Below are 8,162 nucleotides of genomic sequence, written 5' to 3'. Positions count from 1 at the left end.
CGATTATCCTCTAAAATAATTTGTGAATTTTTATTATTCATTTTTATTAAAACTTAATTGACCTATTTCGATTTCATTATTTTTTCTAGTAATTGTTTGAATTTCTTGGATATCAAATTTTATTAATTCATTGTCAAAGTAAAGATTTTGAAACTGAAGTAATTTTTCAGTAGAACTCAAATAATCAAATTCCAATCTAGTATTTTCAAAATTTTTTTTTAAATCTCTGATGTTTTCTTTTAAGACAAATATTTCGTCATCAATCCTTTTTGTTGAATTTTTAACAATTGCCGTTGAGAAAATTAAAGAAAATACAAAGAGTGTAACAAAAAATTTTTTCATAATTTTTCACCAAAGTTCTCAATATCTAAAAGTGTTTTGAATTTTTGAGCTATATCTGTCTCAAAATTATAAAAATCATTTTTCTTTATTACGTATCTGAGTTTCGCTGATCTTGATGAAATATTTTCTCTTAATTCTTTAGCTGATGGTGTAATTGGTTTTTTTTCAACCATACTAAATAATGTTTCAGGTTGATTTATATTTGGCATGTACCGGGATATACTTTTTTTTTCAGATAAACTTTTAAAAAAATATTTTACAATTTTATCCTCTAGTGAATGGAAAGTTACAACTGCCAGTATACCATTTTTTTTTAATACCTTTGTGGCTGCAATTAAACCATGTATTAATTCACTAATTTCTTTGTTAACAAAAATTCTAAGAGCTTGAAAAGTTTTTGTGGAGTTGTTTGTCTTAAAACTTTTTCTTTTTTTTGATTTTTCCACCAATTCGACTAATTTTTTTGTATCAATTTTTTTTGTCTTTCTTTCTTTAACAATATTAAAAGCAATTCTTTTGGCATCTAATTCTTCACCAAAAAATTTAAAAATTTTCTCTAATTCATGAACATCCAGATTATTTATTGCGTCACTTGCAGAAAAATTGTTTAAACCCATTTGCATATTTAGATCTCCAACAGAATTAAATGATAAACCTTTTTTTGGATCTTTAATTTGAGTAAAAGAATAACCTAAATCCAAAAGTATTCCTTTGATTTTTTCATTTTTAAGTTTGAGGTTGTCTAATTGACTAAACTTTTTATGCTTGAAAATAAATCTGTTTGGAAACTTTTCAGAAATTTTATCTGCAATTTTTTTACTTTCTATATCTCTATCAAGTGCAATTACTTGAGTATCTTTATAACTTAAAATTTTTTTGGTGTAACCGCCTTGACCAAAAGTACAATCAATAAATGTGCCACCATGTTGAGGGGTAATAATGCTAATTATTTCATTAAGCAATACCGGATAATGTTTTGGAGCATCCGATACCATGGTGGCTTCCATTTATTTTTTCGAAGACCATTAATTTTTTTGTCTTCGTAAAAATGCAGGTATTTCTAAATCATCCTCTTCTTGATCTTCATCTGATGATCCAAGTAAATCTTCAGATGTTGAGGCTTGATTTTCTGTATTAAATAGATCTGGTTCATCTGTATCCACACCAAATTCCTTTAAATCATTTGAGGATTCTTCTTCAGTATTAGACGAGCTTAATGCTTCTTGTGAAAAAGAAGTGTCATTATCCTCTGAAATGTTTTCTACAATATTTTCAGCTTCTTGATTTCTTAGCAATTCCTCATGATACTGATTGTTTACTTCATCAATTGATTGACTCTGAATACTCTCTGATACTATCTCATTTTCAAGTTTAAGTGCAGTTGCACCATCTGAGATAGGGTTGGAGTTTGTATTCTGGAAATTAAAAGAAGTTGTACCTGCGGTTGTTCCAAAATCAGAATAGCCAGGATTTCGATTTTGAATTCGATGAACCATATTAATAACTGATTTTGTTTCTGGTTGTTGACCATCTAAAGATGTAGCTACAATTGAAACTCTCATTTTTCCATCAAGTTCTGGATCTGTGATAGCGCCAATAATTAATTCAGCCTCAGGATCTACTTCCGCTCTAACCTTATTAACTGCTTCATCGACTTCAAATAATTTAAGATCTTTACCACCAGTAATATTAACTAATAATCCTTTTGCTCCTTTTAATGTATAATCATCAATTAAAGGATTACTAATAGCCATATCAGCTGCTTTCATAGCTCTTCCTTCTCCCTCAGCCTCACCAGTTCCCATCATAGCTTTACCCATTGAAGCCATAACAGACTCTACATCGGCAAAATCAAGATTGATCAATCCTGGTCTAACCATCAAGTCAGTGATACTCTGAACACCATGCATTAATACATTATTTGAAAGATTAAATGACTCCTCAAATGTGGTTTGCTCATTAGCTATCTTAAATAAATTTTGATTTGGGATAACTATAATTGTATCAACATGTCTTCTTAGTTCCTCCAAACCTTGTTGAGCTCTTCTCATTCTTGAGGGACCTTCATATAAAAATGGTAATGTAACCACTCCAACTGTTAAAATGTTTAATTCCTTAGCAGCCCTTGCAATAACATGTGCAGCACCCGTACCTGTTCCACCGCCCATTCCAGCAGCTATGAAAACCATATTTGCACCTTGTAGAATATTTACTATATCATTTAAAGACTCGTCAGCAGCGGCTTGACCAATATCAAGTTTTGCTCCAGCTCCTAAACCTTTTGTTAAATTCAAACCAATTTGAATTTTAGATTTTGCTTTGCTATGTTTTAAATCTTGAGCATCAGTATTAACTGCAATAAATTCAACACCTTGCATTCCATTATCAATCATTTCATTTATCGCATTTCCTCCCGCTCCACCTATTCCCATAACCAATAGTCTTGGTTGAAGCTCTTTAATTTCTGGTACCTTAAAATTAATTGTCATTTTGTTATCCCCCGTTATTTGTTTAGTTGATGCTCCCATTTAAGGCTGGCTCGATTTAAATTAGCTTTTTTTCTTGCATTGACCTTAAATTTTTCGAATATTGTTGGTTCCCATATTTGGAACGTTTTACCCTGACCAACAAAGACCATGCTATTTTTAATTTTTGCATGTTTTAATAATTTTGAAGTAAGTGAAATTCTTCCTTCACTATCAAATTGTAAATTTGTGCTTTCAGATAAAATTGATGTTGCAAAAAAATCTCTTTTTTCCTCAAAAGGATTTAAAGTGTCTATAGAATTTGAAATTTTTTCTACTCTGTCTTGAGGCCATGCTTCTATTGATTGATTATTAAATGACGGATAACAGATTACACCGTTATAACCTAAGTTAGACAAATATGATCTATAGCTTGCAGGCACTGACACTCTTCCTTTTTTGTCCAATTTGTTTTCGTAGGTCGATAAAAACATAAACCATAAAGTCCTATAAATCCCTTATTTGGGAATATATGGGATATTATGGGTTTTTTTGAAATGAGTCAACAAATACTATTTATAATTGAAATAGGCCAATTAAGGATGATAGTGAATCAAAACGTGAACATTTAATAAATATTTATTTTTAATGAATAGCCAGATGAACTATAAGCCGGGTTCTGTCATTTAAACTTATCATTTGTCTAGGCTCAAAATCACTCTTGAGCTCAAGCAACTAACCCTGATGACGAGCCAAAGATAGCTTTTAGTTTTTCAACAATGTCATCTCTACTTAGTCTTGCTCCCAGTGGGGTTTTCCAGCGTTCATTGTTACCAATAGAACCGGTGTGCTCTTACCACACCTTTTCACCCTTGCCTTGTTAAGGCGGTTTATTTTCTGTGGCACTATCCCTAGGGTTGCCCCTGCCAGGTATTACCTGGCACTGCATCTTTGTAGAGTCCGGACTTTCCTCTTTAGAATTTTAAAGTGATAAGTCGTTCATCTGGCGATTTCAATTTATTGCTAAAATTTGATATTTCAAGCTAAATTTTTATTGATTAAGAAGATTTTTACTAATTAATAGGCACTCTTTATCTATCCTACCATTAACAAGACTTTGTCTAAAGCGTCTTTGGAAAGCCAGTGTAAGGTGCTTGATGTTTTTATGAGATTTAAATCTTTCTATATCATTATAGCCAATTTTATACAGATTTTTTAAAAATAAATTTTCATCAATTTTGGTGATAAGTTTTATTTTTCTAAACTTTTTAATTTTTTTTTGATTAAGATTATGCCAAAGGCTTAATTTGTTTTTTTCTAAAACTTTCCATGGAAATTTTTCACCTGGATCTTTTTTTCTTCCAGGAGATATATCGGAATGACCAAGAATATATTCTTTTTTAATTTTATATTTTATTATTAAAATATTAAGTAATTTTTGAAGTGAAAATATTTGCTTTTTTGAAAATCTTTTATAACCATGTTGATGGCCTGGATTAGTTATCTCAATACCTATTGAATTTTTATTAAGAGATTTAAAATGTTTCCAACTCGAGACTCCAGCATGCCAAGCTTCATAAAGATCTGGAACTAAATTTATTATTTCGCCATTTTTTTTAATCAAATAATGTGAACTAACTTTTGATTTTGGGTCTTGCAGTCTTTTAATTGCTGCAGATTCTTTTTTCATACCTGTGTAATGAATTATAATAAATTTGATTTTGTTTTTTGCCCTTTTAGGTAAATTAAAATTAGGAGAATAACTTCTGGCCATTTTTAGGCCTATTTTTTGATACATTTTTATATTTAATTAATACTTAATTTACTTTATGTTCCAGTATAATATAAATTCTTTATGATTAAAAAATTCTTAATTATTACATTTACAACCCTTGCGTTAACTCTAAATGTCAACGCTGGATCAGATGGAGAATTATTATTAAAAAAGAATGATCCAACAGAAGTAAGGGATTGCTTTGAAAAAATAAATAGAGTGACTTTTGCATTTAATCAAACTTTAGATGGAGTGATTTTTAAACCGGTTGCATCATTATATAGAAAACTACCTTCACCAGCTAAAACTGGGGTTAGTAATTCTCTAGAAAATGTTTCACATTTATTGACAATACCGAACAATGTTTTGCAAGGTGATTTCAAGCAAGCTGGAATTAATACTGGAAGATTTATTATAAATACAACATTAGGTATTTTAGGAATTTTTGATGTTGCTCAATATTTGGGTCTAACTAATTATGAAAAAGAAGATTATGGTCAATCTTTAGCAAAATTAGGAGTTGGTCCGGGATGTTATATTGTTTTACCAGTTTTGGGTCCAAGTACAGTTAGAGATACGCTTGCATCAACATTTAATTACTTAGGTGGTGACCCTTGGTACAATGTGACAATAAATAATGACACTCAGTATTTTAAAAATTCAGATTATTATTTTTCAAAAGGTGCCTCTGGAGTAGATTTCAGGGCAAAAAACTATGATTCGATAGAAAATTTAGAAAAAAATTCATTAGATTTTTATGCGTCAGTTAAAAGTCTATACTTACAAGATCGACAACAAAAAATTCTTAATTCTAGGAAAATAATCAATACCCAAGATGATAGCGATTGGGAAGAGATAAGCCAATAATAATTTGATAAAATGAAGATCAAAAAAATTATTCTAATAATTTTTTTTTATTTTTTAACGTTGGGCAACTCCTTTGCACTTGAGGCAGATGTATTCATTCAATCAACAGTTAATAGAGCCTCAAAAATACTCTCAGAAAATTTGTCTAAAGATGAAAAAATTAATAAACTCAAAATAATTGCTGAAGAAACAGTTGATATTAAAGGAATTGGTTTTTACACTCTAGGATCCATTAGAAAAAGCTTAGATAATAATCAAAAAGAAAAATATTCTAAATTATTTAGAGAATATTTTCTTAAGAGTTTTTCTAGTAGATTATCAGAATATACAAATCCTGAAATAGACGTTTTATCCAAGGAAGTTTTAAGCGATAACTACACTATTGTAAATAGTCTTTTAAAAGGTACAGCAGAGAGACCGGAGGTCAAAATTGATTGGAGAGTTTATACTAAAAATTCAGAAAACCCTTTAATTAGAGATTTGATTATTGAGGGTTTAAGTTTAGCCAGAACTCAAAAAGAGGAATTTGCTTCGATCTTGAGTTCAAATAATAATGAAATTAGTTCTTTATTTAAAACTCTAGAAGAATTCTCGAATAATTAAAAAGGTGATTTGGTGGGCCCGCCAGGACTCGAACCTGGGACCAATACATTATGAGTGTACTGCTCTAACCAACTGAGCTACAGGCCCGAATGAATGATCTTTTCTACTTTGTTTTATAGTTATAATCAATAAACAAATTTTTTTTGGTGGGCCGTGTTGGTTACGCTCCAACTACCCCTGCAATGTCAATGCAGTACTCTACTATTGAGCTAACGGCCCAAACAATATTAGCTCTCTAAAAAACTTTTCAATTGTTTAGATCTACTTGGATGTTTTAGTTTTCTAAGGGCTTTTGCCTCAATTTGTCGAATTCTTTCTCTTGTGACGGAAAATTGTAACCCAACTTCTTCCAAAGTATGATCAGTGTTCATTCCAACACCAAATCTCATTCTCAAAACTCTTTCCTCTCTTGGTGTTAAAGTGGACAAGATCTTTGTTGTTGCCTCACCTAAGTTAGATTTGATAGCTTGTTCAAGGGGAGCAAGAGCTTTTGTATCTTCAATAAAATCTCCTAAACTACTATCTTCCTCATCACCGACAGGTTTTTCTAATGAAACAGGTTCTTTAGAAATTTTTAAAACTTTTCTGACTTTATCCAAAGGCATTCTGAGTTTTTTGGCTAGTTCTTCTGGAGTAGCTTCTCTGCCAAATTCACTTAAAATTAATCTTTGGGTTCTTACAATTTTGTTAATAGTTTCAATCATGTGAACTGGAATTCTTATTGTTCTAGCTTGGTCAGCAATGGATCTTGTTATAGCCTGTCTGATCCACCAGGTAGCATATGTAGAAAACTTATAACCTCTTCTATACTCAAATTTATCAACTGCTTTCATCAATCCAATATTTCCCTCTTGAATTAAATCTAAAAATTGCAATCCTCTATTTGTATATTTTTTTGCAATAGAGATAACTAATCTTAAATTTGCCTCAACCATCTCTTTTTTTGCTATTCTTGATTCTTTTTCACCTTTTTGTACTCTGCTTACAAGTTTTTTAAAATCTGTTACAGACATCCCTATTTTATTACTAAATTCAATTAATCTTTCCTTAATATCTTTAAATTTTTCTTTATTTTTTGAGAAGAACTGTTTCCACATTGAGTTAGTGTCTAAAAATTTTTTAAGATTTGGGTTAATTTCATTCCCAACATAAAATTTTAAAAATTCATTTCTAGGAATTTTATGATCCATAGCTAAACGCAGAAGATTCCCCTCTAAAGAAATTATTCTTTTATTTTCAACGTAATGTTTTTGCACTAATTCCTCTAAAACAGATGGAGATAATTGGAGAGATTTAATATCCTCTAAAATTTCTTTTACGATTTTTTCATAACTTTTTTCTTTTGCAGGAGAGAATATTTTCGAAGTCAGAATACAATCCAATTTTTCTTTTTGGTATTTTATTAATTTATTATAGTCCTTTGTTAAATTATGAACAGTTTTTAAAACCTTTGGTTTAATTTCAGTTTCCATTGCTGCTAAGGTTGGATTAAAATCCTCATCACCATCCTCAACAGAATTCTCATCACTCTCGGCTTCTCCTGAATTTTTTTGTTTAGCACTTGGACCAGTTGTTTCATCTTCCATGTAATTTGTGTCAATATCAATAATTTCTCTGACCAAAATCTCATCTTTTTGAAGTTTTTCATTCCACTCAAAGAATTGTTGAGCAGTTATTGGGCTTTGAGACAGTGCAATTAACATTACATCCTTTCCAGCCTCAATTCTTTTTGCAATAGCAATCTCACCTTCTCTAGATAAAAGTTCAACTCCACCCATTTCACGAAGATACATTCGAATAGGGTCATCACTTTTTTCAATAGTTTTTCCCTCATCTTTTGAAGAGCCTTCTTTTTTTCTTAAAACTTTAAAATCTGATTTTTTTTCAACTAAAGAAATTTTTTCGTCTAAAATATGAATAAAAGCTTGAGCTAAGTTGTGGTCAGAAAGGTTCCTTTTTCCAAGTGACTTACTTAATTCCTCATAAGTGATAAATCCCCTGTGGGTACCACGTCCCATTAAACGAGCAAATGATTTTGTAATTATTCTTTCCACACTAATATATTTGAAGTGATGTATATAATAGCAAATTCAAAAAAATCCATTACTAAT

8 protein-coding genes, 2 tRNA genes and 1 other RNA gene are annotated in these 8,162 nt (G+C 30.4%); 2 read left to right on the top strand and 9 right to left on the bottom strand.

The annotated features are described in order from the left end of the window. Nucleotides 1-33 precede the first annotated feature (33 nt). The 6 genes from ACTT83_RS01305 to ACTT83_RS01280 form a co-directional block, all read right to left on the bottom strand. Nucleotides 34-342 (bottom strand): cell division protein FtsL, encoded by a 309-nt coding sequence (locus ACTT83_RS01305; protein WP_440915900.1) that lies wholly within the window; start codon nt 340-342, stop codon nt 34-36. Then, nucleotides 339-1,349 (bottom strand): 16S rRNA (cytosine(1402)-N(4))-methyltransferase RsmH, encoded by a 1,011-nt coding sequence (gene rsmH / locus ACTT83_RS01300; RefSeq protein ID WP_440918422.1) that lies wholly within the window; start codon nt 1,347-1,349, stop codon nt 339-341. Before rsmH ends, ACTT83_RS01305 begins: the two co-directional genes overlap by 4 nt. Before the next feature lie 18 nt (nt 1,350-1,367). Then, nucleotides 1,368-2,831 (bottom strand): cell division protein FtsZ, encoded by a 1,464-nt coding sequence (gene ftsZ / locus ACTT83_RS01295; protein ID WP_440918421.1) that lies wholly within the window; start codon nt 2,829-2,831, stop codon nt 1,368-1,370. A 14-nt stretch (nt 2,832-2,845) separates the two neighbouring features. Then, nucleotides 2,846-3,301: a division/cell wall cluster transcriptional repressor MraZ gene (gene mraZ, locus ACTT83_RS01290; RefSeq protein WP_440918420.1), complete on the bottom strand. Its 456-nt coding sequence runs from the start codon at nt 3,299-3,301 to the stop codon at nt 2,846-2,848. Between the two features lie 158 nt (nt 3,302-3,459). After that, nucleotides 3,460-3,814, bottom strand: an RNA gene (gene rnpB / locus ACTT83_RS01285) — RNase P RNA component class A. A gap of 44 nt (nt 3,815-3,858) precedes the next feature. Beyond that, a complete protein-coding gene (locus ACTT83_RS01280) occupies nt 3,859-4,581 on the bottom strand; it encodes an N-acetylmuramoyl-L-alanine amidase (RefSeq protein ID WP_440918419.1) in 723 nt (240 codons plus the stop codon). Between the two features lie 81 nt (nt 4,582-4,662). Between ACTT83_RS01280 and ACTT83_RS01275 the strand changes: the two genes are divergently transcribed. Together ACTT83_RS01275 and ACTT83_RS01270 are read left to right on the top strand one after the other, a co-directional pair. Beyond that, a complete protein-coding gene (locus ACTT83_RS01275) occupies nt 4,663-5,448 on the top strand; it encodes an MlaA family lipoprotein (protein WP_440918418.1) in 786 nt (261 codons plus the stop codon). A gap of 12 nt (nt 5,449-5,460) precedes the next feature. Then, nucleotides 5,461-6,051: an MlaC/ttg2D family ABC transporter substrate-binding protein gene (locus ACTT83_RS01270; protein ID WP_440915894.1), complete on the top strand. Its 591-nt coding sequence runs from the start codon at nt 5,461-5,463 to the stop codon at nt 6,049-6,051. 10 nt (nt 6,052-6,061) lie between these two features. Here the strand turns inward: ACTT83_RS01270 and ACTT83_RS01265 are convergent. The 3 genes from ACTT83_RS01265 to rpoD all read right to left on the bottom strand — a co-directional run bounded on the left by ACTT83_RS01265 (nt 6,062) and on the right by rpoD (nt 8,105). Then, nucleotides 6,062-6,138 (bottom strand) — tRNA-Ile (locus ACTT83_RS01265). A gap of 57 nt (nt 6,139-6,195) precedes the next feature. Next, a tRNA-Val gene (locus ACTT83_RS01260) sits at nt 6,196-6,270 on the bottom strand. An 8-nt stretch (nt 6,271-6,278) separates the two neighbouring features. Next, nucleotides 6,279-8,105, bottom strand: a complete 1,827-nt coding sequence (gene rpoD, locus ACTT83_RS01255; protein ID WP_440918417.1) for an RNA polymerase sigma factor RpoD — start codon at nt 8,103-8,105, stop codon at nt 6,279-6,281. Nucleotides 8,106-8,162 lie beyond the last annotated feature (57 nt).

The organism is Candidatus Pelagibacter sp., from assembly GCF_052049775.1.
Taxonomy (GTDB): Bacteria; Pseudomonadota; Alphaproteobacteria; order Pelagibacterales; family Pelagibacteraceae; genus Pelagibacter.
Note: the sequence above shows the minus strand (reverse complement) of the source record. Positions and strands in the feature narration are given on the sequence as shown.

What these genes read in the sequence shown, in the direction of transcription:
- ACTT83_RS01305 (WP_440915900.1), bottom strand. Translation starts at nt 342, where the DNA reads ATGAAAAAATTTTTTGTTACACTCTTTGTATTTTCTTTAATTTTCTCA.
- rsmH (WP_440918422.1), bottom strand. Translation starts at nt 1,349, where the DNA reads ATGGAAGCCACCATGGTATCGGATGCTCCAAAACATTATCCGGTATTG.
- ftsZ (WP_440918421.1), bottom strand. Translation starts at nt 2,831, where the DNA reads ATGACAATTAATTTTAAGGTACCAGAAATTAAAGAGCTTCAACCAAGA.
- mraZ (WP_440918420.1), bottom strand. Translation starts at nt 3,301, where the DNA reads ATGTTTTTATCGACCTACGAAAACAAATTGGACAAAAAAGGAAGAGTG.
- ACTT83_RS01280 (WP_440918419.1), bottom strand. Translation starts at nt 4,581, where the DNA reads ATGGCCAGAAGTTATTCTCCTAATTTTAATTTACCTAAAAGGGCAAAA.
- ACTT83_RS01275 (WP_440918418.1), top strand. Translation starts at nt 4,663, where the DNA reads ATGATTAAAAAATTCTTAATTATTACATTTACAACCCTTGCGTTAACT.
- ACTT83_RS01270 (WP_440915894.1), top strand. Translation starts at nt 5,461, where the DNA reads ATGAAGATCAAAAAAATTATTCTAATAATTTTTTTTTATTTTTTAACG.